This is a genomic window from Bradyrhizobium dasycarpum, assembly GCF_042019905.1.
Classification (GTDB): Bacteria; Pseudomonadota; Alphaproteobacteria; order Rhizobiales; family Xanthobacteraceae; genus Bradyrhizobium; species Bradyrhizobium japonicum_B.
Window position 1 is genome coordinate 6,636,444 of the sequence record NZ_CP169574.1, and the last position, 25,461, is coordinate 6,661,904.

18 protein-coding genes and 5 pseudogenes are annotated in these 25,461 nt (G+C 63.9%); 20 read left to right on the forward strand and 3 right to left on the reverse strand.

Annotation, left to right across the window (positions count from 1 at the left end; genetic code table 11):
• Window positions 1-9 precede the first annotated feature (9 nt).
• From ACETMP_RS31650 to ACETMP_RS31690, 9 genes and pseudogenes are all read left to right on the forward strand, one after another.
• Window positions 10-2,402 (forward strand): annotated as a pseudogene (locus ACETMP_RS31650) (xanthine dehydrogenase family protein molybdopterin-binding subunit).
• Window positions 2,399-3,235, forward strand: coding sequence for an FAD binding domain-containing protein (locus tag ACETMP_RS31655; protein WP_375159206.1), 837 nt, complete (start codon window positions 2,399-2,401; stop codon window positions 3,233-3,235). The pseudogene ACETMP_RS31650 and the gene ACETMP_RS31655 overlap by 4 nt, the downstream one beginning before the upstream one ends.
• A complete protein-coding gene (locus tag ACETMP_RS31660; RefSeq protein ID WP_375159207.1) occupies window positions 3,232-4,419 on the forward strand; it encodes a 2Fe-2S iron-sulfur cluster-binding protein in 1,188 nt (395 codons plus the stop codon). Before ACETMP_RS31655 ends, ACETMP_RS31660 begins: the two co-directional genes overlap by 4 nt.
• Before the next feature lie 77 nt (window positions 4,420-4,496).
• Entirely contained in the window at window positions 4,497-5,651 is a 1,155-nt protein-coding gene (locus ACETMP_RS31665; RefSeq protein WP_375159208.1) for an ABC transporter substrate-binding protein, read from the forward strand.
• A gap of 285 nt (window positions 5,652-5,936) precedes the next feature.
• Complete coding sequence (locus ACETMP_RS31670; protein ID WP_028176798.1) at window positions 5,937-6,809, forward strand: branched-chain amino acid ABC transporter permease; 873 nt, start codon at window positions 5,937-5,939, stop codon at window positions 6,807-6,809.
• Window positions 6,806-7,852, forward strand: a complete 1,047-nt coding sequence (locus ACETMP_RS31675; protein ID WP_375159209.1) for a branched-chain amino acid ABC transporter permease — start codon at window positions 6,806-6,808, stop codon at window positions 7,850-7,852. Before ACETMP_RS31670 ends, ACETMP_RS31675 begins: the two co-directional genes overlap by 4 nt.
• Entirely contained in the window at window positions 7,852-8,634 is a 783-nt protein-coding gene (locus ACETMP_RS31680; RefSeq protein ID WP_194388169.1) for an ABC transporter ATP-binding protein, read from the forward strand. The genes ACETMP_RS31675 and ACETMP_RS31680 overlap by 1 nt, the downstream gene beginning before the upstream one ends.
• A gap of 10 nt (window positions 8,635-8,644) precedes the next feature.
• Window positions 8,645-9,249 (forward strand): annotated as a pseudogene (locus ACETMP_RS31685) (ABC transporter ATP-binding protein).
• Between the two features lie 74 nt (window positions 9,250-9,323).
• Window positions 9,324-9,629 (forward strand): Rieske (2Fe-2S) protein, encoded by a 306-nt coding sequence (locus tag ACETMP_RS31690; protein ID WP_375159210.1) that lies wholly within the window; start codon window positions 9,324-9,326, stop codon window positions 9,627-9,629.
• A 147-nt stretch (window positions 9,630-9,776) separates the two neighbouring features.
• On the opposite strand, the gene ACETMP_RS31695 is transcribed toward ACETMP_RS31690, so the two are convergent.
• On the reverse strand, window positions 9,777-10,637 hold the full coding sequence (locus ACETMP_RS31695) for an alpha/beta hydrolase (protein ID WP_375159211.1): 861 nt from the start codon (window positions 10,635-10,637) through the stop codon (window positions 9,777-9,779).
• A 1,687-nt stretch (window positions 10,638-12,324) separates the two neighbouring features.
• On the reverse strand, window positions 12,325-13,071 hold the full coding sequence (locus ACETMP_RS31700; RefSeq protein ID WP_375162036.1) for an alpha/beta hydrolase: 747 nt from the start codon (window positions 13,069-13,071) through the stop codon (window positions 12,325-12,327).
• Window positions 13,072-13,116: 45 nt separating this feature from the next.
• Here ACETMP_RS31700 and ACETMP_RS31705 point away from each other — a divergent pair.
• From ACETMP_RS31705 to ACETMP_RS31755, 11 genes and pseudogenes are all read left to right on the forward strand, one after another.
• Window positions 13,117-13,230 (forward strand): annotated as a pseudogene (locus tag ACETMP_RS31705) (acyl-CoA dehydrogenase family protein); the annotation flags it as partial.
• 168 nt (window positions 13,231-13,398) lie between these two features.
• Window positions 13,399-14,685, forward strand: a complete 1,287-nt coding sequence (gene otnK, locus ACETMP_RS31710; RefSeq protein WP_375159212.1) for a 3-oxo-tetronate kinase — start codon at window positions 13,399-13,401, stop codon at window positions 14,683-14,685.
• The gene (locus ACETMP_RS31715) at window positions 14,682-15,329 is read left to right on the forward strand and encodes a class II aldolase/adducin family protein (RefSeq protein ID WP_375159213.1); all 648 of its coding nucleotides are present in this window, start codon (window positions 14,682-14,684) and stop codon (window positions 15,327-15,329) included. The genes otnK and ACETMP_RS31715 overlap by 4 nt, the downstream gene beginning before the upstream one ends.
• 13 nt (window positions 15,330-15,342) lie before the next feature.
• Window positions 15,343-16,131: a shikimate dehydrogenase family protein gene (locus ACETMP_RS31720; protein WP_375159214.1), complete on the forward strand. Its 789-nt coding sequence runs from the start codon at window positions 15,343-15,345 to the stop codon at window positions 16,129-16,131.
• 93 nt (window positions 16,132-16,224) lie between these two features.
• Window positions 16,225-17,333: pseudogene (locus tag ACETMP_RS31725) on the forward strand (ABC transporter ATP-binding protein).
• Window positions 17,330-18,208, forward strand: coding sequence for an ABC transporter permease (locus ACETMP_RS31730; protein WP_375159215.1), 879 nt, complete (start codon window positions 17,330-17,332; stop codon window positions 18,206-18,208). Before ACETMP_RS31725 ends, ACETMP_RS31730 begins: the two are co-directional and overlap by 4 nt.
• Window positions 18,205-18,999, forward strand: coding sequence for an ABC transporter permease (locus tag ACETMP_RS31735; RefSeq protein WP_375162037.1), 795 nt, complete (start codon window positions 18,205-18,207; stop codon window positions 18,997-18,999). Before ACETMP_RS31730 ends, ACETMP_RS31735 begins: the two co-directional genes overlap by 4 nt.
• 34 nt (window positions 19,000-19,033) lie before the next feature.
• Window positions 19,034-20,101 carry an ABC transporter substrate-binding protein gene (locus ACETMP_RS31740; protein WP_375159216.1) on the forward strand — a complete coding sequence of 356 codons (1,068 nt, stop codon included), beginning with the start codon at window positions 19,034-19,036 and terminating at the stop codon, window positions 20,099-20,101.
• 48 nt (window positions 20,102-20,149) lie between these two features.
• Window positions 20,150-20,500: a hypothetical protein gene (locus ACETMP_RS31745; protein WP_375159217.1), complete on the forward strand. Its 351-nt coding sequence runs from the start codon at window positions 20,150-20,152 to the stop codon at window positions 20,498-20,500.
• The gene (locus ACETMP_RS31750; protein WP_375159218.1) at window positions 20,490-22,751 is read left to right on the forward strand and encodes a N,N-dimethylformamidase beta subunit family domain-containing protein; all 2,262 of its coding nucleotides are present in this window, start codon (window positions 20,490-20,492) and stop codon (window positions 22,749-22,751) included. Before ACETMP_RS31745 ends, ACETMP_RS31750 begins: the two co-directional genes overlap by 11 nt.
• An 80-nt stretch (window positions 22,752-22,831) precedes the next feature.
• Window positions 22,832-24,508, forward strand: coding sequence for a N,N-dimethylformamidase beta subunit family domain-containing protein (locus ACETMP_RS31755; protein WP_375159219.1), 1,677 nt, complete (start codon window positions 22,832-22,834; stop codon window positions 24,506-24,508).
• 109 nt (window positions 24,509-24,617) lie between these two features.
• Here ACETMP_RS31755 and ACETMP_RS31760 read toward each other — a convergent pair.
• Window positions 24,618-25,322, reverse strand: a pseudogene (locus ACETMP_RS31760) (GntR family transcriptional regulator); the annotation flags it as partial.
• Window positions 25,323-25,461: the final 139 nt, after the last annotated feature.

Sequence of the window (25,461 nt, forward strand, 5' to 3'; positions counted from 1 at the left end):
GGGCGGGCGGTGGAGGAGAACGCCGGAGTGCGCAACGAGCGAGAATTTCCGCACGGAAAGTCGGGGCAGGGCGTCGGCGCACGTCTGCCCCGCAAGGAGGACGACCGCCTGATGCGCGGCCGCGGCCAGTATGTCGGCGATGTCAGGCTCGCCGGCCTTCAGGACGTCGCCTTCGTGCGCAGCCCGCTGGCGCATGCACGCATCCGCGGCATTCATGTGCCCGAACGCCATCGCGGCAGCGTGTTCACGGCGGCCGATCTCGAAGGCATCAAGCCCATCCGCGCGGTATCGGGACTGCCGGGCTTCAAGATCTCGGAGCAGCCGGTACTCGCCACCGGCAAGGTGCGCCAGGTCGGCGAGCTCGTTGCGATGTGCCTCGCGCCGACGCGGGCCGAAGCGGAGGACATCGCGGCATCCGTGACATTGATCTCGAAGAGCTGCCCGCGGTCACCGACATGCTCAAAGCGCGCGAGCCCGGCTCCGCGCTGGTGCACGAGCATTGGGGCGACAACGTCTTCCTCGAAACCAATTACGAGGTCGATATCTCCGCCGCGCTCGACGCCCCGATCAAGGTGACGCGCGAGATCTCGACCGCGCGGCAATGCATGTCGCCGCTCGAAGGCCGCGGCGTGGTCGCGACGTTCGATCCGCGGCTCGATCAGCTCACGCTGCATTCGGCGGCGCAGATGCCGCACATCACGCGCAGCGGCCTTGCCGAATGCCTCGGCATGGACGAGGGCCAGATCCGCGTCATCTCGCCCGACGTCGGCGGCGGTTTCGGCCACAAGGGCATCCTGCTGCCCGAGGAGGTCTGCCTGTCCTGGCTGACGATGCGCTGCGGCCATCCGGTGCGCTGGCTCGAGGACCGACGCGAGCATCTCGTCGCCAGCTCCAATTGCCGCGAACATCACTACAGGATCACTCTCTATGCCGACCGCGACGGCGGCTTGCGCGGCATCGATTGCGAGGCGACGGTGGATTCCGGCGCCTACTCGTCCTATCCGTTCTCCGCCTGCTTGGAGGCCGCGCAGGTCGCCAGCATCCTGCCCGGTCCCTACAAGATGCCGGCCTATCGCTGCCGCACCTTCTCGGTCGCCACCAACAAATGTCCGATCCTGCCCTATCGCGGCGTGGCGCGCACCGGCGTCTGCTTCGCGCTGGAATTGATGCTCGATCTCGTCGCGGCGGAGGCAGGCCTCGAGCCTGGCGAGGTCCGGCTGCGCAACCTGGTGCGCCCCGAGCAGATGCCGTTCGACAACATCACCCGGAAGCATTTCGACAGCGGCGACTATCCGGAGGCGATGCGCCGCGCGCTGGCGCAGATCGGCATCGATGCCATACGCAGCCGCCAGCGCAGGGGCGAGGCCGACGGCCGCCGTCTCGGCGTCGGCGTCTCCATCTATTGCGAGCAGGCCGCGCACGGTACGTCAGTCTATTCCGGCTGGGGCATCCCAATGGTGCCGGGCCATGAGCAGGCCTCAGCCCGGCTGACGCCCGACGGCGGCCTCGAACTGCGCGTCGGCGTGCATTCGCACGGGCAGGGCATGGAGACCACGCTAGCCCAGGTCGCGCACGAGATCCTCGGCGTGGATGTCGCGAAGATCCGCATCATCCTCGGCGACACCGCGATGACGCCCTATTCGACCGGAACCTGGGGCTCGCGCTCGATGGTGATGGCGGGCGGCGCGGTCGCGACCGCGTGCCGTGAGCTCGGCGAACGCGCCCGGCGCATCGGCGCAAAACTGTTGCAGCACGATCCGGCCTCCGTGGTGTTCCAGAATGGCGAGGTGCGCGGCGTCAATGGCAGCGTCAGCCTGAAGGCGATCGCCCACACCTGGTACCGCCGCCCGCAGGATCTGCCGGCCGACGTCGATCCCGGCGGCCTCGAGGTGACGCAAGGCTACAAGCCGGTGCGCGATAGTGGCACCTTCAGCTACGCCGCGCATGCAGCAGTGGTCGCGGTCGATCCTGATCTCGGCGAGGTCGAGATCCTCGACTACGTGATCGTCGAGGACGGCGGCGTGCTGGTCAATCCGCTCGTCGTCGACGGCCAGATCTACGGCGGCCTCGCGCAAGGCATCGGTACCGCACTCTATGAGGAGATGCCGTTCGACGCTTCCGGCCAGCCGCTGGCGACAACGCTTGCCGACTATCTGCTGCCCGGGCCGACCGAGGTTCCCGCCGCGCGTCTCGACCACATGGAGACGCCGTCGCCTTATACGCAGTTCGGCGTCAAGGGCATCGGCGAGGGCGGTGCGATCGCGCCGCCGGCTGCGATCGCCAACGCCGTCAACGACGCGCTCCGCCCGCTCGGCGTCGAGCTGATGCAGTCGCCGATCACGCCGCATCGCATCGTCGCGGCCGTGCTGGCTGCGCGCGCGGCCGAAAGGAGTGCGGCATGAAGCCCGCTCCCTTCGCCTATGAACGCCCACGCGATCTCACGGCAGCACTCTCGATGCTGGCGGCCGGCAGCGGCTCGGCGAAAATCATCGCCGGCGGCCAGTCGCTCGGGCCGATGCTCAATCTGCGGCTGGTGCAGCCGGAGCTGATCGTGGACATTTCCGGCCTGGCCGAGCTCAAGCGCGCCGAGGTTTCCGGCGGTGAGCTCGTGCTCGGGGCCCTGGTCACCCACGCCGATATCGAAGACGGGCGCGCGGCCGACGTGACCCGCGGCGCCATGCGCGGCGTCGCCGCCAACATCGCCTATCGCGCCGTGCGCAACCGCGGCACGATCGGCGGCTCGCTCAGCCATGCCGATCCCGCCGCGGATTGGATTTCGGCGCTCGCCGCCCTGGGCGCACGGGTGACGCTGCGCAGCCTTGCCGGCACGCGCACGATGCCCGTCGAGACGTTCGTGGTAGGTGCGCTGGAATCTGCGCTGCACGCGGGCGAGATAGTCGAGGCGGTCCATGTGCCGGCGCGATCGGCCTCGGCGCATTGGGGCTATGCCAAGAGCTGCCGCAAGACCGGCGAGTTCGCCCATGCCATCGGCGCGGTCCTGATCGATCCCGCCGCGGCTTCGGCACGCATCGTGATCGGCGCGATCGATACGACCCCCATTGTCATCACCGACGCCGCCGAGGTGTTCGGCGGCCGCATCACAGCCGACTACAAGCCGCGCTTCGATCTCCGCGTCGCCGACGCCCTTCTGGCCAGGGCCGGCATCGACGATGCTGCGCAACGCCATATCCATGTCAGCGTGCTGAGGCGCGCCGTCCAGGAGGCCGCGGCATGAGCACGATCGCGCTTCACGTCAATCGCCGCGCTGTGGAGCTGTCGGCCGAGCCGCGCACCAGCCTTGCCGATTTCGTTCGCGACAAGCTCGACCTGACCGGCACCCATCTCGGCTGCGAGCACGGCGTCTGCGGCGCCTGCACCGTGCTGCTCGACGGTGTGCCGGCGCGCTCCTGCATCACCTATGCGGCGGCCTGCGAGGGCGCCGACGTCACCACGATCGAGGGGCTCGACGAGGACGAGGTCACGACCGAGCTGCGCGCCGCCTTCACCCGCGAGCATGCGCTGCAATGCGGCTACTGCACGCCGGGGATGCTGGTCTCCGCCCGCGACCTCGTGCTGCGTCTGCCGGATGCCGACGAGCGGCGCATTCGCGTCGGTCTCAGCGGCAATCTCTGCCGCTGCACCGGCTATGTCGGCATCGTGCGCGCGGTGCAGGCCGTGATCGAGGCGAGGCGCGCGCGCAATGTCGCGCCGCTGGCCGACGGCGGCAGGACCGTCCTCGGTCCGGCCGGCTCGGGGCGAGCTGAATCCGGCCGATACGACCCGCAGCCTGTGCGTACGTTGCTGGCTCCGGCGTCCGAGAGCGTCGCGCGCGGCACCATTGCCGATTTCACCCCGGCGACCGTTCTCGACCAGCGCTTCACGCTGCCGCACGCGCCGGCGAAGGTGTTCGCGATGTTCGACGATATCGCGGGCATCGCCGCCTGCCTTCCCGGCGTGTCGCTGACAGCGCCGCCGCGGCCTGAGCGCGTGGAAGGATCGATCCGCGTGAAGCTCGGGCCGATCGCAGCAAGCTTCGAGGGGGCTGCGCGCGTCGCGCGCGAGCCCGCGACGCTCTCCGGGCGCATCCTCGGTATCGGCACCGACCACCGCAGCCATTCGGCGACGCAAGGCGAGATCCGTTATCGCCTGCTTCCGCTGGACGGCGGCACCGCGACCGCGGTCGAGCTGTCGATCGGCTACACGCTCACGGGAATGCTGGCCCAGATCGGCCGTCCCGGCCTGGTGCGCGATCTCGCCAAACGCCTGGTCGCGGACTTCGCCGCCAATCTCGATCGCCACATGTCCGGCGTGCCGTCAGGGTCGGGGACGCCGGCGGAGCTGAGTTTCTGGTCGATTGCGTCGGACGTTTTGCGCGCACGGATCGCCCGCATCTTTGGCCGCCGGAGCGAGGCGGGGTGACGGTGTGCTCGCACACCGGGAGTGACGAAGCCTGGACTGACTTAAGACATCAACAGCGTTGGATTTGGAGAGACAACATGACACGAGCACTCGGATTGGTTCGAACAATCGCGCTGGCGACGACCTTGATCGGCGGCACGGCCGGGGCGCAGACCATCAAGATCGGCGTCAACGAGCCGCTCACCGGCGCGTTCGCGGCGTCAGGCACTTACGTCGTCAACGGCGCCAAGATCGCCGCCGACGAGATCAACGCCAAGGGCGGCATCCTGGGCAAGAAGATCGAGCTCGTGATCGAGGACAACAAGAGCAACCCGACGGAAGCAGCCGCGGTCGCAGAAAAGCTGATCACCAGCGACAAGGTGCCGGTGCTGATGGGCGCCTGGGGCTCGAGCCTGACGCTCGCGGTGATGCCGAAGCTGATGGAATACGAGACCCCGATGGTGGTCGAGACCTCGTCCTCGGGCAAGATCACGACGACGGGCAATCCCTTCATCTTCCGCATCTCGCCGCCCTCGGCGGTCGAGGCCGCGGCGTTCAAGGGAATCGTCGACAAGCTCGCGCTGAAGAAGGTCGATTTCCTCGTCATCAACAATGACTGGGGCCGCGGCACTGCCGAGGACTTCAGCAAGATGATGAAGGAGAAGGGGATCAGCATCGGCCTGGTCGAGACCATGGACCAGGGCGCGCAGGACATGAGCGCGCAGCTCTCCAAGATCAAGAGCTCGGAGTCCGAGACGGTCATCGTCACCACCGCCGTGGATCAGCTCACCCTGATCTTCAAGCAGGCCGCGGCGCTGGGCCTGAAGAAGCGCATCATCACCACCGGCGGCTCGCAGAACCCGGACCAGATCATCGCCCAGGCGGGAGCCGCTGCCAACGGCACCATGCATCTGACGACCTTCCTGCCCTGGTTCCCGGACAAGACGCCGAACCCGGAAGCGACCAACTACTTCATCACGGAATGGAAGAAGCGCGGCTTCGACTTCGCCGGATGCACCGAGAGCTTCCGCGGCTATGACGGCATCCGCACCGCGGCGGCCGCGATCGAGAAGGCCGGCAAGGCCGAGCCTGCCGCGATCAAGGCCGCGCTCTGGCAGATCAACATCAAGGGCCTCAACGGCGACATCGTGTTCCGCAAGTCCGGCCCCGAAGGCAAGGAGAGCGGGCAGAGCCAGCCGAACGTTTATCTCATCGAGATCAACGACGGCAAGGTCGAGATGAAGACGCTCTAGAGCATGATGAAGCTAGGTCCGATTGCGAGTCGTGATGCAGGTGCGCTCCCCTCGCCCGCTTGCGGGAGAGGGTTGGGGAGAGGATGTCTCCGCAATGGGACTTTCCCCTAGAGGAGAAAGCCCTCACCCGGCGTTCCTGCGCCGACCTCTCCCGCAAGCGGGAGAGGTGAACGAGCCGCCACGGTCATCGATCCAAGCTAAAGCCATTCCGCTTTAGCACCAGTCAATCTCGGGCGAGGGCGGCACGTAGCGGCCCTCGCCGTCATCCAACATTCAGGACCGACCTTGAGCGAATTCCTCCAGCATCTGATCAACATGCTCGTGCTCGGCGGCACCTATGCGCTGCTGGGCATCGGGCTGACCTTGATCTTCGGCATCATGAACGTGGTCAACTTCACGCATGGCGTGCTCTACACGTTCGGCGCCTACATCATGTTCATCGTGGTGCAGCAGCTTGGGCTGAATTTCTTTCTCGCGCTGCCCGTGGCCGTGCTGGCCGGATGGCTGCTCGGGGCGGCCATCGAATTGACCTTGCTGCGTCCGTTGCGGGGCTCCGACATCGACACCACGATGCTGGTGATGATCGGCGCCTGGATCGCGATGCAGTCGGGCACGCTGTGGATCTGGGGCGGGGTCGCCAAATCAGTGACGACGCCGTTTCCCGAGGCGCCGCTGGTGCTCGGACCGGTGTCGGTGTCCTGGCTGCGGCTGTTCGTGCTCGCCGCCGCGGCGCTTCTGATCCTCGTGACGTATCTGCTGATCAACAAGACCAGCCTGGGCCGCGCCATGCGGGCGACGTTCCAGGACCACGACACGGCCTCGCTGATGGGCGTCAATGTCGACATGATCTACACCTCGACCTTCGCGATCGGCTCCAGCCTGGCCGCTGCCGCGGGCGCGCTGCTCGGGCCGGTCTACGTGATCTTCCCGCAAATGGGCGATCTTGCCGCCGTCAAGGCGTTCGCCATCGTCATCCTCGGCGGCCTCGGCAACATCACGGGCGCCGTGATCGGCGGCTTCATCCTCGCGCTCGCCGAGGAGCTCGGCGCCGGCTACGTCTCGTCCGGCTACCGCGATGCCATGGGCTTTCTGATCATCATCGCTGTGCTGATCTTCCGGCCGACCGGCCTGTTCGCGCGCGCGGAGCGCGTCGGATGAGGACCGCCATCACCATTCTTGCCGTCGCAGCGCTTGCCTCGGTCCCGCTCTGGCTGCGCGACCCCTATCTCCTGAATGCCCTGATCACGACCGGGATCTTCGTCATCGGCGCAATGAGCCTCAATCTGCTGCTCGGATTCACCGGCCAGCTCAGCCTGGGTCACATCGCCTTCTTCGGCATCGGCGCCTATGTCAGCGCGCTGACGTCACTCGGTTTCGACGTCGGCCTGCCCGGAGACGTGCGCCTCGTCCACGCGCCCTGGCCGCCGATCGCGGGCTTCGTGCTGGCAATCATCGTTGCCGGATTGTGCGGCTATTTCGTCGGGCTGCTCTCGTTCCGCGTCCGCGGCGCCTATTTTGTCATCGTGACGATCTCCTTCGCCGAGGTCGTCCGGCTGGTCGCGCTGAACTGGGTGGAGCTGACGCAGGGGCCGCTGGCGCTGACCAACATTCCCTCCATCGCGCTGCCATTGCCGGGTCTTGGCGAACTGACGCTGCGCACCAAGCTGCAGAACTACTATCTCGTGCTGGTCGTCGCGCTCATCACCTATCTCCTGATCGCGCGCCTCGTTCATTCCCATTTCGGCCGCGCGATGCGTGGGCTGATGGAGAACGAAACGCTCGCCGTCTCCGTCGGCATCGACGTGACCAGGACGCTGACGATCGCGGCGGTGATCTCGGCCGCGATCGCCGGCGCGGCCGGAAGCCTCTATGCGCACTACATCCGGATCATCGATCCCGAAGTGTTCGCCTTCATCAACACCGTCACCATGGTGATCATGGTCATCACCGGCGGCAAAGGCTCGCTGGCCGGGCCCGTCGTCGGCGGGCTCATCTTCGGGCTGCTGCCGGTCGCGCTCCGTCCGGTGATGGCGCCGGAAGCGCAATGGATCGCCTATGGTGGCGTGCTGATCGCCATCCTGTTCGTGCTGCCGCGAGGCATCGTGCCGTCGCTCGCGCAGCGATTTAGGCGGCGCCGGACCGGGCGTATGGCGCCGTCGCCCGTCGCTCTGGCCGAGACCGCTGCCAAGGAGCCGGCGTGATGACGGCGCGCAGCATTGCCATGACGATCGATCAGGTGGCGGTCCGCTTTGGCGGCCTGGTCGCGATCTCCGACATGAGTTTTACGGTCGGGGAGGGCGAGATCGTCAGCCTCATCGGGCCAAACGGCGCCGGTAAGACCACTGCCTTCAACGTTATGACCGGCTTCCTGACGCCGAGCGCCGGCCGCGTGACCTATCGCAACACTGCGCTCGCCGGTTTGAAGCCGCACCAGATCGCCGATCTCGGTCTGATCCGCACCTTTCAGCGCACCAGCGTATTCCCCAACGACACCGTCCACGACAATCTCCTGATCGGCCTGCATCGACAGGGCCGCGTCCGGCTGATCGACGCCATTCTCGGCCTGCCCGGCGCGCGCGCCTCGGAGCGCCGACTGCGGCAGCGGGCGGGTGAGCTGCTGGAATGGGTTGGGCTCGAACGCCGCGCGCACGATGCAGCGGGCTCACTGTCCTACGGCGAGCAGCGTCTCGTCGGTGTCGCGCTGGCGCTTGCCGCGGAACCGTCGATGCTGTTGCTCGACGAGCCGGTCTCCGGCATGAACGCCTCGGAGACCCATCGCTTCGTCGAATTGATCCGCAGCATCCGCGACCGCGGCATAACCATCCTCCTGGTCGAGCATGACATGCCGATGGTGATGACGGTCTCCGACCGCATCGTCGTGCTCAACTATGGCCGCATCATCGCGGAAGGGACGCCCGACGTGATCCGCAACGACCCTGCGGTCATCGAAGCCTATCTCGGACATGGAGCGGGACATGCTTGAGATCCGCGAGATGGTTTGTGGCTATGGCGGCGTCACCGCGCTGCGCGGCATCTCGCTGGACGTGAAAGCCGGCCAGCTGGTCGCGCTGATCGGTGCCAACGGCGCCGGCAAGAGCACGACGCTGCGCGCGATCTCCGGCCTCGTGCCGCCACGCTCGGGCCAGATGCGGTTCGAGGGCATCGACATCACCGGGGCGAGGCCCCGCGCGTGCTGGCGAGCGGAATCGCGCATTGTCCGGAAGGGCGGCGCGTGTTTCCGCACATGAGCGTCGAGGAGAATCTCGACATGGGGGCTTACCTCCGTCGTGGTTCGGGCGAGATTGCGGACGATCGCGACCGCATCTACGCGGAATTCCCGCGGCTCGCCGAGCGGCGACGGCAGGCGGCTGGCACGCTGTCGGGCGGCGAGCAGCAGATGCTCGCGATCGGCCGCGCCCTGATGTCGCGACCGCGGCTGATCATGTTCGACGAACCATCGCTCGGGCTTGCGCCCAACATCGTCGAGCGCACCTTTGCCATCATCCGCGGCATCCGCGATGCCGGCACCACGGTGCTGCTGGTCGAGCAGAACGCCTTCGCCGCGCCTCGAGATGTGCGACCATGCCTATCTGCTTGAGAACGGCCGTATCGTGCTGTCCGGAGCCGGCTCCGAGTTGATCGCGAACGAGCATGTGCGCAAGGCCTATCTCGGTGGGTGATGGGGCCGGGTGGATTGCCGTCTGCGATCTCGACCGGCTGAAGGCGGAAACGATCGTCCGCGTCCCCGGGCGCGACCTGCTCGTGATCTGGAACGAGGGCAACGTCGTCGCCTGCGAACGTGCGTGCCCGCACGAACAGGCGGATTTGGCCTTGGGGCAGGTGGCAGCGGGGCGGCTCCGTTGCCCCCGCCATGCAGCATCATTCGACTTGCGCGATGGCGCAATCACCGCTGGATGGCCGAGCCCGCCACTGCGGCTCTACCCGGTGCGGATCATGGGCGAGCAAGTCTGGATCTAGATGCAAGAGCGGCAGCCGGGGCGATGATGGCATCATGCCCCTGTTTTGCCCGACAAGTCAAAACGGTGGCGGCATCGATCTGTCTTCAGACATTTGCCTTTGAAAACAACGACATCCCTACTGTGCATGGGGTTGTTTTCGCACATTTTAGTCCAGCAACCGCCGCGCGGCGTCCACCAGCATGCCGTCCGGCCGGCGCAGTGCCTCGAGAATGGTGAAATGGTCGGCGCCTTCGACCGAGATGAGCTTGCCCGGTGCTGCGGCCGCCGCGCGCTTCTCGTGGAAATCGATTGAATCGTTCACGAGTGCCGGCAGCTCGTTGCTGCCATAGGCAATGTCGAGCCGTTTCTGCGTCACGGGCAGGCGAAGCGGCGACAGCGTGTCGACTTGCTCGTCCGTCAGTTTCAGCGCGTTGTTCAGCCCGGTATCGCGGATCGGCGCCAACTCGTAGACACCCGATATCGCCAGCCCCGCATGGACACGCGGATGATCCAGCGCCATCGCGACGAGATGGGCTCCGGCGGACCAGCCCGACAAGACGACCGGCCCGGCAACGCCATAGGATGCGCCATGCGCGGCGAGCCAGTCGAGCGCGCGCGGGATCTCGGCGACGATGTCGCTGAGGGACACCTCGGGCGCCAGCGAATAGCCGGGGATCGCAACCGACCAGCCATGGGCGGCGACGCCTTCGACCAGCATGGCGAATAGCTCGCGCGAATTGCGCTGCCAATAGCCGCCGTGCAGGAACACCAGGCAGGGCGCATCAGGCCTTGTGGCCGGGTAGAGGTCGATCTTGTTGTTGGCCCGCTGGCCGTAAGGCAGATCGAGATGGGCTCTCAGCGTGCCCCGTAGCCGGCCCGACGTTTCGTTGCGCTCGACGATCAGCGCCGCACTGTTCTTGACCGCCGCGTTGTTGTCATAGGCGGCGCTGCGTTCTGCCTGGGACAGTTCGGCCCACCTGTTGCGGGGATCGAACGGCCGAAATGTCGAATGAGGATTCGAGACCACAAACTCTCCGATGCAGCCCGGGATGGCACCCTTGTCCAATTTGGGCCGGCCATTCACCATCTATAGACGTGCTGGATCAGATTTGTCCAGCTTGGACCAAGGTGCGTGGCCCAATGCAATGCATGATGACTATTGTATTCTTGTCCGCAACACCCTGTTGTTGCAGTTGCACGAAACGCCCATTCAGGCCGAGGATATACACTCGTAACCCACTTGTTCAGCCGCGAAGGCCTCCATGCTGTTCCGCTCGATGAAAGAATAGCCAATTGAGATCGCAACACCATCGCTTTTCCGTGGCCCCCATGATGGATTGGAGCGATTCGTGAGCCCGGATAAATCATCGAAGTGTCAACGCACCGAGCCCCGATTGATCCTTGCGGAATTTGAACAACCGGCGGGGCCGCGCCTTGTCTGAAGCGACCCGCTAGGTTGCTCTTCGGCTACCACCTCCCGTCCCCGGCTAATCTGGGCCAGGTACTCCTCGGCAGTGCGCGCGCAGCTCGGGTCGACATCTCGCTGGCGTCGCCGATGGAAACCCTAATGGATGAAGCCCGCTTGCCGCCTCGTCTGAGGTCACCTTGGACGGTGAAGGTCCTCTTTCGTTTTCCAATGACCACGACAAAGCCCTTCAATTCAGTATCGCGCGCTAGGTACCAGCCTTCGTTCGGAGCGGGTAATTGAGCGATTGTCTTGTCGGTGAGGGAGAGTCGAATATCGGTCATGACGAGAGTCCACGGCCGCCAGAACGGTTTTCAAACGGTGTTGGCGGAGGAGCAGTTGGAGGGTCTGAGTTCGACCAAGCGCGAAGGTATGCGAGAAGCACCTATAAACAAAGGGCGTCGCGAATGCTCGTCGTGGCGCGGCGTGCATTTGAAATCTGCGGAGAAGCGATGGTTTTGAACTCTTAATCAGCGGGTCCCAGGTTCGAGCCCTGGTGCGCCCACCACCCTCAAGGGATTGGCCCGCAAGGGCCTTCTAATTTGCGCGACAGAACAAACCGGGTCTCGTGCGACGCTTCTAGTGGTCGTACGTCGCACGCCGTGCGACGAGTCAGATAATTGGGAGCGTTGTTGTCGGGCGCGGGCAATCGTAGATCGCAAACCCTGCGCCTTCACAGATGACCCAGTGCCAAGCGCTCGGTTCGTTGAAGGAATGAGTCGAAACACAGAATGCGAGATTGGCCGCGCGCTGCCCGACCTTGGGCCGGAGCCCATGCTCCGCTGAAACACCAGCCATGAGACCTACCGGTCTCTGTTCAGCCTTTCATGCCTTCCTTGCGCACCTGCAATTCAAGCCTGTCGATGCCGGAATCTGCGCGAGCCGCATTCCGGCGCGGTAGTGCTTCACGATGGTCTGCGCGCTTCGGTATGAATGCCCAGTGATATCGCAAATCGTCAGCAGTCGCAGCCAGCTCGATCGAGAAGCATGACGCAGATATCGCGTAGATCCTGGTCGTGCTCTTGGTCAAGTTCGCCGGCGCCGTTTACAAACATCAGCGTAGGACAGGGCTTCAGGCGCCATAATCAAATCGCCCTGGGCCCAGGCCCAAGGTACCGCTTGCCGCAGAACAGGATTGCTCGGGTCAGCGGTTTGCATCTCTCGCGCACAAGGTCGCCTAATCTTTACGATGTGCTCTCTCGCGCGCGGAGCGTAAGCTCAACGGGACTCCACACGCGTAAAGGATTGATCACATACGCGAAAGCCCCATTTGCGAGAGCGCGGCCCGACCCAGAAGACCGTATGGATTGGCCAACGTTTCGATAATTTCAAAGTGATTGAAGTCCTCTCCGACTAAGAGCGTGACATCGTTGCCTTCACTCCGCGCGGCGATCGTGAAATCCCGAGCCTGGCGTTGGAATTCGGGAGTCTCTTGGGTCCCGTAAGCAACGACTATTGGCGAAGCCATCTTCTCAAGATGGCGCTGCGGAGACAGCGACTCCTCGATGGCATCGGTGAATGCTACATACTTCGATCGCGCCGATAGCCGGACAGGCTTCAGATCATACATGCCGGAGACAAACAATCCGCCCTTGATTATGTCCACCGGCAGGGCAAAGTCTTTAGCCCAATTGGTGGTAAAAGCGACGCTTGCCAAATGCGCACCAGATGAATGGCCCGAGATGTAGATCCTATTCGGATCTCCTCCAAAGGTTGCAGCATTCTTGTAGATCCAAACGATCGCGTTGCGCACCTGGTTCGCGAGCGGCATAAGGTCACCGTTGGTCTCGCGCACGTTAGTAAAGTCGACTGCAAGAAAATGGGCGCCTGCCTGGGTAAACATTTCTGCTGGAAATGCGAAGTTTTTGGCTTCCTCAAGTATCCATGCGCCTCCATGTATGAAGACCTGAATAGGTGCGCTTTCCGCGCTTGTCGCGTAGCAGTCGATTCCTTCGATTGGGGTTGCGCCATACCTTAAACGCCGGGGAGCGCCAATGTGTTGTCGAGTTGCTTTGCTCGCAGATGCGTAGCGTTTGAGGGCGTCGGCACCAACACCGGCATCGGTTCGGAGGCCATCGTCGCTGACGGGACCGAGCAGCAGAAACAGGCCTATCTCCCGCGCCTTGCCAGCGGCGAATGGACCGGCTGTCTCGCCGCCCCGTGCTACATTCACCTTTTTCAGTCCCTTCAGCGAAGGGATCTGCGACTCCCTCATGCCTTACCGTGAAATGTAGGTGTGGCCTTCGCACGACAGGCCGATGTTGCCAATATTTGATATATCATGTATCAAAAGGCTTGCAGCAGCGCGGGACCTGCAAGACGCATGACGAAGCTCATCTTCGGGGTGGTTGCGGACGATCTGACGGGCGGCATGGAAACAGCCGCCATGCTGGTCGCTGCCGGCATCGAATGCGGATTTGTCACCGATCCCGATCTCGTCGGCAGCTGCGGCGATGTGCCGGCGATCGTGATCGCGCAGAAGACCCGGGTGATCCCCGCGAGCGAAGCCGTCAGCATGACGGCGAAGGCGGCAAGCGCGCTGCTTGCGCGGGACGCCAGGCAAATCTTCTTTAAATATTGTGCGACGTTCGATTCCACCGACCGGGGGAATATCGGCCCGGTCTCCGACCTGCTGATGCGGCTGACCGGCGCCGAATACACCGCCTTCTGCCCGGCTTCTCCTGTCCTTCGGCGGACCGTCTACAACGGCCATCTCTTTCTCGGGACCGAGCTGATCTCGGACTCCCCGAAACGCTATGATCCGCTGACGCCGATGACCGATCCCGATCTGGTCCGGGTTTTGCAGCGCCAAACGCGGGCCAGGGTTGGTCTTCTCGCGCATGCGCAGGTCAATGCCGGCGCGGACACGGCCGGTCGCGCGATCGCGGAAGCGGCGGCTCGGGGTATCCGCTACTTCATTGCAGATGCGATCTACGATCGGGATCTCGATACGCTTGCCGCGCTCACCTGCGATTGGAAGCTGATGACGGGCAATGCGCCAATCGTGCAGCACTACCCGGACATCTGGAAGGCGCGGGAGCTCATCCCCATAGTCAGGAGACAACCTGGCTTGCGCGCGGTTGGCGGTGGCGGCGTGGTTCTCGCCGGCAGTTGCGCCGAGCGGACGTTGGAGCAACTCGCTGAATTCGAGAAGATTCATCCCGTGCTTCGCATCGATCTCCTCAATGCCGAAGATGTGGCGGCGACGGTTGGCGACGCCCTCGACTGGGCGCGGCCACGGCTGGACCGCGATCCTGTCGGGTTCGCCACGTCTGGCGCGCCCGAGGCCGTCAAGATGGCTCAGCAGCGATACGGCCGTGAAGGCGCGGCGCAGCTCGCCGAAGCCATACTTGGTCGGCTCGCTGTCTCTCTTCGCAGCATCGGCGTACGGCGCTTCGTCGTGGCCGGCGGCGAGACGTCCGGTGCGATCGTCGAGCAGCTCGGCATTCGACGCTTGCGGGTCGGTCCCTATGGCGGACCCGGCATCGGCACCGCGGTGACCGAGGACGAGGATCCGGTGGCCCTCTGTCTGAAGTCCGGCAAGCTGGGCCCCGTCGACCTGTTCGCGACCACGCTCGAAGCGATGTTGAATACGGAGGGGGTCAATTGACCGAACGCGAACTCAGACAATCCGTGCTGGATATTGTCGCGCGCCTGGAAGCCACGGGCTTCAATCACGGCAGCAGCGGAAATGTCAGCTGTCGCATCGGAGAAGACATTCTCATCACGCCGACCGGCGGCAATAGCAGCAACACCACCGTCGACGGTCTCGTCCAATTGAAGCGCGACGGAAGGGTGGTTGGAGACGGCTTGCCCTCCAGCGAATGGCACATGCATCTGGCGATCTTGAACGCCTATCCGCATCTGAACGCGGTGGTGCACACCCATGCCGATTGCTGCGTCGCGCTGTCCTGCCTCGCAAAGCCAATTCCAGCATTCCACTACATGGTCGCCGGTTTTGGCGGCAGCGATGTGCCTTGTGCACCCTACGCCACGTTCGGCACCCGGGCTCTCGCCGACGGCGCCGTCGCGGCGCTGAAGGAGCGCAAGGCCTGCCTGCTCGCGAACCACGGGATGATTGCCGTCGGCAAAGGGCTGCAGGCGGCCTTCGACCTCACCGTGAAGCTCGAAACGCTGGCCCGGCAGTATCTGCTCGCCTGTCAGGCCGGCGCACCCGCGATCCTTGCCGACGACGAAATGGCGCGGGTGGTCGAGCGCTACGGCAGTTACGGCCGCGCCGCTCTGCCAGCCTGAGAAGGACAGCTTCATGGAGATCACCGGCAAGACCAAGATCATGTTCGTGCTCGCCGACCCGATCGATCATGTGCGGGCGAGCGCGGTCATGAATGCCTATTTCGGATCGATCGGCGACGATCTGGCGGTGTCGCCGATCCATGTCCTGCCCGGCGATCTCGGCCAGGTCGTCGCAAGCCTCAGGCTCATGCGCAACGTCTTCGGCTTCGGCGTCACGATCCCGCACAAGACCGGCGTGATCGAGCATCTCGATGAGATTACGCAGGCGGCGCGACTGATTGGCGCGGTCAATTTCGTCAAGCGGACGGCGGAAGGGCGCCTTGTTGGCGACAATCTGGATGCGAGGGGATTTATCGCCGGCCTCGCGCAGCATGAAATTGCCGTGCGCGGTCGAAAGGTGCTCCAGGTCGGCGCGGGTGGAGCGGGACGCGCCACTGCATTCGGCCTGGCGGAGGCCGGCGCGCGCGAACTTACGATCATGAACCGGGATGAGGAGAAAGCTCGCGCGCTTGCGGCAGCCGTGGCGGCGCACTATCCCGCCACCAAGGTCAGCGCCGGCCGTGCGGAGGCGCGCGCATTCGATCTCGTCGTCAACACGACGTCGCTCGGCATGAAGCCGGATGATCCGCTTCCACTGGACATCGAAGGTGTCGGTCCCGGCGCCACCGTCAGTGACATCATCGTCAATCCGGCAGTGACCCGGCTTCTGGCAAAGGCGGCTGCGCAGGGCGCAAAGGTCGTCGGCGGAAAGCCGATGCTCGATGCGCAGATGGCCCTTGTCGCGCGGTTCATCGCGCGATAGCCTGATATATCAAATATTATATCAGGGACGAACTTGGATGGATTGCGGCAGTCCCGCATCGAAGACAACGAAGGGAAGCGAAAGTCCGTGAATATTGCATCGGGCAGGCAATCGGCGTCGGGCGCTTCGATCCGCATCAGTCGCCTGGAGAAGCGCTTCGGTGCCGTGTCCGCCGTCGATGGCGTCGATATCGATATTGCCGCCGGTGAGTTCATCGCACTGCTGGGACCAAGCGGCTCCGGGAAAACAACGATCCTGATGAATGTCGCAGGCTTCGAATTCCCGACCAGCGGCACCATTCATGTCGATTCCGAGGACCTGACCTATGTCCCTTCGAACCGGCGGAACCTCGGAATGGTGTTCCAGAACTATACGCTGTTCCCGCACATGTCGATTCTCGACAATGTTGCCTTTCCCTTGAAGATGCGCGGTCTCCGGACGGCTGAGCGCCACGCGCGCGCCGAAGCCGCGCTCGCGACCGTGCGTCTAGCAGGCTATGGCCAGCGTCGTCCGAATGAGCTTTCAGGCGGTCAGCAGCAGCGTGTGGCGCTCGCGCGTGCGATCGTCTATCAGCCGCGCGTCCTCTTGATGGACGAGCCGCTCAGTGCGCTCGACAAGAATCTGCGCGAAGACATGCAACTCGAGATCAAGCGATTGCATGCCGAGCTTGGCATCACCGTCATCTTCGTCACCCACGACCAGAGCGAGGCGCTGACCATGGCCGACCGGATCGCCGTCCTGAGGGACGGCAAAATCCAGCAGATCGGGCCGGCGCGGCAGCTTTACGAACGACCCGCGAATCTCTTTACCGCAGGCTTCATCGGCGAGATGAATTTCATCGACGTCGCCGTCCAAAGCGTCGGCGACGGCATCTCTGTGGCGCTCCCCTGGGGTGAAACATGGCGCCTGCCGGCCACAGCGGCGTTGAGCCGGTTGCGCCCGGCGAGGCGGCGGTGCTTGCCGTGAGGCCCGAGCGGCTGCAACTCGGCGCCAACTCCGCGGGGCATGTCGTCACTGTGACGCTGAGCGACATCGTCTATGCCGGGGCAGCCTTGCTTCTGATCGGACGTCTGCCCGACGGCACCGAGATGCGCGCACGCATCCCCGGCGCCTCGCAGCTCAGCGCCTTGATCCCGGGACACGTTGCGTCCTTCACCATCCCGTCGGAGGCGATGCTGCTCTACCGAGGAAAGCGGCAATGAAGGCGGCGGGGCGGTCCCATTTCTGGCACTCCGACGGTCGCCGGCTGAGCGGCCTGTCGACGCTGCTGCTGCTCCTGCCGTTCTTCGTCATCATCGCCTTCGTCTTCGTCTATCCGATCCTGCAACTCCTCGTGATCAGCATCCTCGAGCCGCATCCGACCTTGGACAATTACGCACGCGTGGTCGAAAATCCGGTTCACATGCGCGTCCTGATGCGCACGCTCTGGATCGCCACGCTGGTGACCGCCTTGTCCGTGCTCCTCGGCTTTCCGGTGGGCTATTACATGAGCCGGGCGAAGGGGACGGTCGCCGCCCTTGTCGCGGTCTGTGTCATCCTGCCGCTCTGGTCGAGCGTCCTGGTGCGCACCGCTGCCTGGTCATTCCTCTTCCAACGCAACGGGCTGATCAATTCGGCGTTGATGTCTCTCGGTCTGACCTCCGAGCCGTTCAAGCTGCTTTATACCCAGGGCGCCGTGGTCATCGCCATGACCCACGTCCTTCTGCCGTTCATGATCCTGCCGATCTACGGCGCACTGCGCAGCATTCCGAGCGATTATTCGCGTGCGGCCGCCGTGCTCGGCGCAACGCGCCTGCGGACCTTTCTGGAAGTCATTCTTCCCTTGAGCCTGCCGGGCGTCGTCTCCGGTTCGCTGCTCGTGTTCCTCACGGCGATTGGCTTTTTCATCACGCCGGCGCTGCTCGGCTCGCCGCAGGAGATGATGATCTCGACGCTGGTCTCGAAGCAGATTCGCGAGGTGCTCGATTGGCCCTTCGCCGCGGCGCTGGTCGGGGTGCTGACCGTATTCGTGACGTTGCTGGCGGTCATCTTCAGCAAGACGCTTCGCTTCGACCGGCTGATGGGGAATGCCTCGTGAAGCCGCCAACCGACCGCAGATCGCTTGTGCTGGGCGCCTATGTCTATGCCGTGCTGGCCTTCATCATCGTGCCGCTCGTCATCGTCATTCCCATGTCGTTCAGCCAGAACGACTATCTGGCATTTCCGCCGTCCGGCTTCACGCTGAAATGGTACGCGGAATATTTTAACAGCAAGCAATGGCGCGCCGCCACCTGGCTCAGCGTGCAGGTGGCCTTGCTGACCGCTGTTTTCGCCTCGGTCATCGGCACGGCCGCGACCTATGCAATGATCCGCGGCCGCAGCCGGCTCGTCACCGCCTTCCAGATCCTTTTGATCGGGCCGATCATCGTGCCCCATATCGCGCTCGCCGTCGGTCTTTATCTATTCTTTCAGACGATCGGTCTTTCCGGGACCATTCCCGGCTTCGTGCTGGCACATACGGTGCTCACCTTGCCGTTCGTCGTTTTCACTATGGCCGCCGCCTTGGGAAAGGTCGATGCCAATCTGGAGGCGGCGGCCATGAGCTGCGGCGCGACGCGCTTCCAGGCCTTCCGCCTGGTCACGCTGCCACTCGTCCTGCCGAGTCTGGCCAGCAGTGCGCTGTTCGCCTTCATCATCTCCTTCGACGAGCCGGTGGTGTCGTTCTTTCTGTCCGGTGTACGCCAGAAGACGCTGCCGCGCCGAATGTTCGAGGATATCGAGCAGAACCTGACGCCGGTGATTCCCGCGATCGCGACACTGCTGATCGTCTTGTCCATTCTGATTCTGCTGGGGGCCCATGTCCTCAGATCCCGCAGCGTCACCCGGTAGCAAGCCAGGTGAGAAGCCAGAGAGGAGACCGTCGATGCTGAAAATTGGCTGGAAGTGGAACTCGGCAGCTGTCGTGCTTGCATCGGTTCTTTGTGGAGCGCTGCCGGCTGCCGCTGAAAAACTGGAAGACCAATTGGTGATTGCCACGACTGGTGGCCTGATGGGCAACACCCTCGCGAAATATTTTTACGATCCCTTCAACAAGGCCAAGAATGTCGAAATCGTGCCGGTCGCAATCGAGGTCCCCGACCAATGGGCGCGCGCCAAGGCGATGCAGCGAACCGGCAAGGTGGAGTTCGACATCGTCACCGCGACAGGTCCCGACCTGGTCGGGCGCACCGACATGCTCGAGAAGATCGACTGTGCGAAACTGCCCAGCGTCCAAAAGTTCGGCGTCTCCGATGCCTGTCAGCCCTACGGTGTTGCTCGCACGACCGGCGGCATGCTGATCACCTACAATACCGAAACGTTCAAGGCCAAGGCGCCCAAGACATGGGCCGACTTCTGGGACGTCAAGCAGTTTCCCGGGCCGCGGGGCCTGCCGGATACCGGAGACAGCGATTGGTGGGTGCCGGTCGCCGCGCTCCTCGCCGACGGCGTCAAGCCGGACCAACTTTTCCCGTTGGACATCAATCGCGCCTACAAGAAACTGGACGAGATCCGTCCCAATGTCGCGGTGTGGTGGAAGACGGGCGACCAAGTGCAGCAGATCATGCGCAGCCGCGAGGTCGTCATGGCCATGAGCTATTCAGGCCGCGCGCTCGCCGTCGTGAAGGAGGGCGTACCGGTGGCCATGTCCTGGGACCAGGCCATTCGCGACACCGGCTACATGGCCATTCTCAAGGGCGCACCTGATATCAATGCCGCCATGGCCTATCTCGATTTCTTCTATGCAAGCGCCGACGCGCACGTGCCGTTCATGCGCGCCGTCAACTATGCGACCGCCAGCAAGTCGGCGATCGAGCTGTTGAAGCCGGATGAGCGCAATCTCTATGCGACCTCGCCGGAGAACTACGAAAAGCTGGTCAAGCCCGATTTCGCCTGGATCGGCGAACATCGTAATGAGCTGCGGGAGCGGTGGATGGCTTGGCTGACCCGCTGATCCGGGGCAACCTCTCCGCCATTCGCGCTTGCAAGATGAGGACGGACCATGGATCACACCAGTGACCCCGCCGCGCTCCGCTACGAGATCGATCCCGGAAGGCTCGATCTCGTGGAGGAGTTCCGCGCAAGTCCGCTCGGCGTGCATAGCCCGGAACTTCGCAAGTTGCTGGCCCGGATGCGATGGGGCAAGCCGGAAGGGCGGCTTGTCCTGATCGTGCTTGAACCCGGCAAGGCCTGGCGGCTGTCGCGCATCCCCAAGCGTCGGGGCGATCCGATGCCTTTCGTCGATGATCGTGTCTTTACTTCTCTCGCTGAAGCAGAGTGGCATGTCTTCAAGTTGCGCTGGCAGGAAATGACGGGAACGACGCTGCCTGCGGAGGTTTCCGGTGATCTATAAGACCAACGAGTATCTCGGCTACCCGGATCGCATCAGCGTTCCGGCAGGCGAGGCCATCAGATTCCAGCTCAGCAGCAAGCGGCCGAGCGTGAAGGTCGAGGTGCTCAGGCTGCGCTGCGGCGATGTCGATACCAACGGCCCAGGCTTCAAATATGAGGTGATGACGAGCCCCATCGACGGTGAGCATGCCTGCCGCGACCAACCGATCCGCCCCGGATCCAACGCCGTCATTGACCACGATGGTGCACTGGTTCCGACCGGCGGGCACTGGTGTTTCGGAGCCTACGTCTATCCGACGCGGATCGCGGACAATGCCAAGGCCGTGATGGGAAACTGGTGCGAGCGCTCGGCGCGCGGCTACGCGCTGGAGCTCGACGAGGAAGGGCATCTGGTCCTGGTGCTGGGCCGGGTGAGCGGTACGCCGGCGCGTTTTGCCCTCGACGTCAAGCTGCGCCCGCGCGTCTGGGCCTTCGTGTCGTGTGCGCTTGATCTTGCGCGGGGATCGGCCTCCTTGTCGCTGATCGTTCCGGCGGACGGCGTCCGGCCAGCCGCCAGTCACTCGAAATCGTTCGCCCTGCCGCAAGCGCCCGCGCTCGATTCCGGCCTGCCGTTCCTGATCGCGGCCCATCATGCGAATGGCGATCGCCAATATACCTCGCACTTTGACGGCAAGATCGAAGCTCCGCGCGTCTTTTCGTGTCCGTTGGACGCAGAGGCGCTGCGGGTATTCGACGGCCGGCAGCGGACGGGAGCAAGCGATGCTGGGCTTGTCGCCTTCTGGGATTTCTCGAACGGAATATCGTCGCTGTCGTTAAAGGACCTTTCGCCGAGCAACCTCAATGGCAGCCTCCGCCAGTTGCCCCGCCGGGGCGTCACCGGCTTTCACTGGTCCGGATCCGTCCACGACTGGCGGCTGTCGCCGCAGGAATATGCGGCGATTCATTTCCACAGCGACGACATCTACGATTGCGCGTGGCAGACCACTTGCACGCTCGATGTGCCGGCCCACTGGCGATCCGGCGTCTATGCGCTCCGGCTGACTATGGGCGGCGACAATCCCGACCGGAACTGTGAAAGCTACGTCACCTTCTTCGTGACGCCGGGCAAGGCGTCCCGTCGGGCAGATCTCGTCGTGGTTGCTTCGGTTGCGACATATCTGGCTTATGCCAACAGTGCGCTGCGTCTCTATCAGGTTCACTTCGAGACTCTGATGGAGCACGTTCTATGGTTGCCGCAAGATGACGTCTTCATGCAGGAGAACCCGGAGATCGGCCAGTCGACCTATGATTGCCATGTCGACGGCTCGGGGCGGGCGTACAGCTCCTGGCTGCGGCCCATCCTCAACATGCGTCCGCGCGGCTATTGGTTCAATTTGATCAACGACACCCATATCCTCGACTGGCTCGAGGAGAAGGGGATCGCCTACGATCTGATCACGGATGTCGAGCTTGACCGGGAAGGAGCGCGGGCGCTCGCCCCCTATCGGGTCATGATGACGCCAACACATCCCGAATATTACAGCTTCAACATGATGAACGCGATCATGGCGTATCAGAACGCCGGCGGACGGCACATCTCGATGGGGGGTAATGCATTCTATTGGCGCTGCGGCTTTCATCCGGCCGCGCCCGCTGCGCTCGAGGTCCGCCGCGGCATGGCCGGAACGCGCACCTGGGAATCAGAGCCGGGCGAAGTGCATCTCGCCGGCACCGGAGAGCCGGGCTCGCTATGGCGGCATTCGGGCTTTGCGCCGCAAAAGCTGGTCGGCGTCGGCTTCTCGGCCATGATCAACGATACCTGCGGCTATTATCTGCGCACCGCCGAAAGCGAGGATGCGCGCGTCGCGTTCATCTTCGAGGGCACGGGCCGCCACGAGAAGTTCGGTGATTTTGGATTTCGCTACAATGGTGCCGTCGGCAGCGAGATCGACCGGTACGATCTCGAGCTGGGCACTCCGCCGCATGCATTGCGGATCGCGACGTCGGAAGGATTGGGCGCGGGCGCGCTGCCCACGCCGGAGGAATTTCGCACCGTGGTCGACGGCCTCGACGGCACGCAGAACGCGCTGGTGCGCGCCGACATGGTGTTCTTCGAGACCGCCCATGGCGGCGCCGTCTTTGCAACGGGATCAATCACCTACGGCATGTCGTTGAGTCACAACAACTACGACAACAACATCAGCACCATCACGTTGAACGTCGTGAATCGGTTTCTCGATCCAAGGCCGTTCGTCATGCCTGCCGAAACCTAGACTGCGGCCTCGAATTCGGCCCAACATGCAAAATCGCCATCTCGTCGCCAGAGATGGCTTTTCGAACCAGGGAGGCTGTCATGTCGGACAAGCCCGAGTTTCACTCGCCGGAATTGGGATCCGTCAACGTCGCTCCCCGCAAGGCGCGCCCGATGCATGCGGACGAGCACTGGGCCAGCCAGCCCTGGTATGAGGTTCCGCGCGGCGATCCCGATATTGCGGAGGTCTACACCTATACCGATGCGATGTCTTACGATCCGGGAGACGAAGTCGTCTTTCGCTCGTCCGCGACAGCAAAGACCTGGCGGCTGCAGATCTATCGCGACGGTATCGAGCCCGAGATGGTGCATGAGGTCGATGCGCTTGACGGCGTGTTCGCGGCTACGCCGTCCGATGCCTATCGGAATGGCTGTAACTGGCCCATCGCTCATCGCTGGACCTTGCCGCCGGATCTGCGTTCGGGCTTTTATCGTGTAGTTTCGTCGTGCGAGCGAGCGAACGGGGCCCGCTTCATCCAGCATCATTTCTTCGTCGTGCGCCCGACCGAGAAGACGCGGCGCGCGAAGATCCTGATGATCCTGCCGACGGGCACCTGGACTGCGTATAACGATTTCGGTGGTGCCAATCACTACTTTGGCGTCGAAGGTCCCGGCAGGGACGAGCCGTCGCCGGTGCTGTCGCTACAGCGGCCATGGACGCGCGGCATGGTCTGGCTGCCGCCGGGCGCACCGCGCATCTGCGCCGATCCCGCGCCCGAGATGGGTGACGCGCCCCGCTATCAGATGAAGGAGTGGGCGTTCTCCCACGGCTTCGGCCAATATTACGCGGCATCGGGCTGGGCCCAGTTCGATCGGCATTTCGTGCTCTGGGCGGAGAAGGAAGGCTACGCCCTCGACATGATCACCCAGACCGATCTTCACTACCGGCCCGAGCTGCTCGACGCCTACCCTTGCGTCACCATCATCGGCCATGACGAGTACTGGACATGGGAGATGCGCGAGGCGATCGAGCGTTATGTGGAGAGGGGCGGGCGGCTCGCGCGCTTCGGCGCCAATTTCCTGTGGCAGATCCGGCTCGAGGACGAGGGCAGGCGCCAAGTCTGCTACAAGTTCAAGGCCATCCACAAGGACCCGGTCGTCGGCACGGACCGCGCGCGCCTGATGACATCGGCCTGGGAAGATCGCAACGTCCGTTGGCCCGGGGCCTCGACGGTCGGCGTGAACGGTGCGCACGGCCTCTACGCGTCCTGGGGCGGATTCGCGCCGAACGGCCAACGAGGCTTTACGGTCTACCGTCCCGAACATTGGGCATTTGCCGGCACGGGACTGCACTATGCCGACATCTTCGGCGACAAGCAGCACATCTTTGCCTACGAGGTCGACGGGCTGGACTACACGTTCCGCAACGGCCTGCCGTTTCCCGTTCCCGTCGATGGGCAGCCCGAGACCATCCAGATCCTGGCGATGGCGCCCGCAGTCCTGGCCGAAGACGAGCCGGAAGGCGAGGGCTTCCGCTACTACATTCGCAGCAGCGACCACGAGGGCCTCGTGGAATGCATCACCGGCGAGCTCACGCCCGAGGGTCTGGCCCGCTACAAATACGGCTCCGGCATGATGGTGCACATGACCCGCGGCAAGGGGGAGGTGCTGACGGCCGCGACCTGCGAATGGGTGATGGGGCTGAAGCGCGGCGATCCGTTCACGCAGCGGATCACCCGCAACATCCTCGATCGCTTCACCGCGCCTCGCTCCGCATGAGCAACTTTCAGCGACGCCTGGATTTCGCGCGTGCTGCCTTGGCGGGTGGTGCGGCGCGCATCTTCGTCGTTCCAATCTCGACGCCTTCGTCGATGGCCGTCTCCGGAGTCATGAAGCGCGTGCCGCCATGCTTCTCCAGCAAGCGGACGAGGTTCTGGCCGCCCTCCATCATGTCGGCTTGGATCGACTCGCGAACCTTGTCCGGCCGGCGCTGCCGCAGATTCTTGAGAACGGACAGGTGCTGATGTTCGTTGGGATAGGTCGGGGCGCGTGCGGGTAATGGAAATTCAACAAGGGTCCGTTGCGCATCCAGATGTCGTCGAGGATGGCGAGCACCTCGGGAAGACCCGACCCATCATAGAGACCGCGGTGGAATTGCCAGTTGGCGCGGACCGCGTCGGACCATCTGTGCTCCTTCTCGGCGCTGATCAGCTCGCGGTGAGTGGCCTCCATCTTGTCGATATCGGCGTCCGAGATGCGCGTGGTTGCGTGCTCGGCGGCAAGTCCTTCGAGAAACAGCCTGACAGTCCTGAGCTCGATATACTGCTTCGCCGTCATGTGGGCGACCATGATCGAGCGTCCCGCCTGCATCCTCGAGTGCACGACCGCGCACGAGCTGCATCAGGGCTTCGCGGATCGGCGTCTCCGACACGTTCATGGTCGCGGCAAGGTCGCGAATCTTGAAGCGATGGCCCGGCCAGAACCGGCCTTCCATCAGCGCCTGACGCAGATTGTTGTAGACCAGGCTTGTCAGGCTGTCGCGAGCCACCGGGCCCACACCGCCCTCGCCATGCCTCTGTTCAACGTCAGCCATTCTCGGTCCCCGCAAGGTCTGGGCTGTTTCGGCGGATCCGGACCCTAGCCTTCGATACGAGGTCTAAGGGCCCGGGCCGGCAAAGCAACAATTCCCTTGTAACCGACAACATAATATATGATATATCAAAACCGGAGAG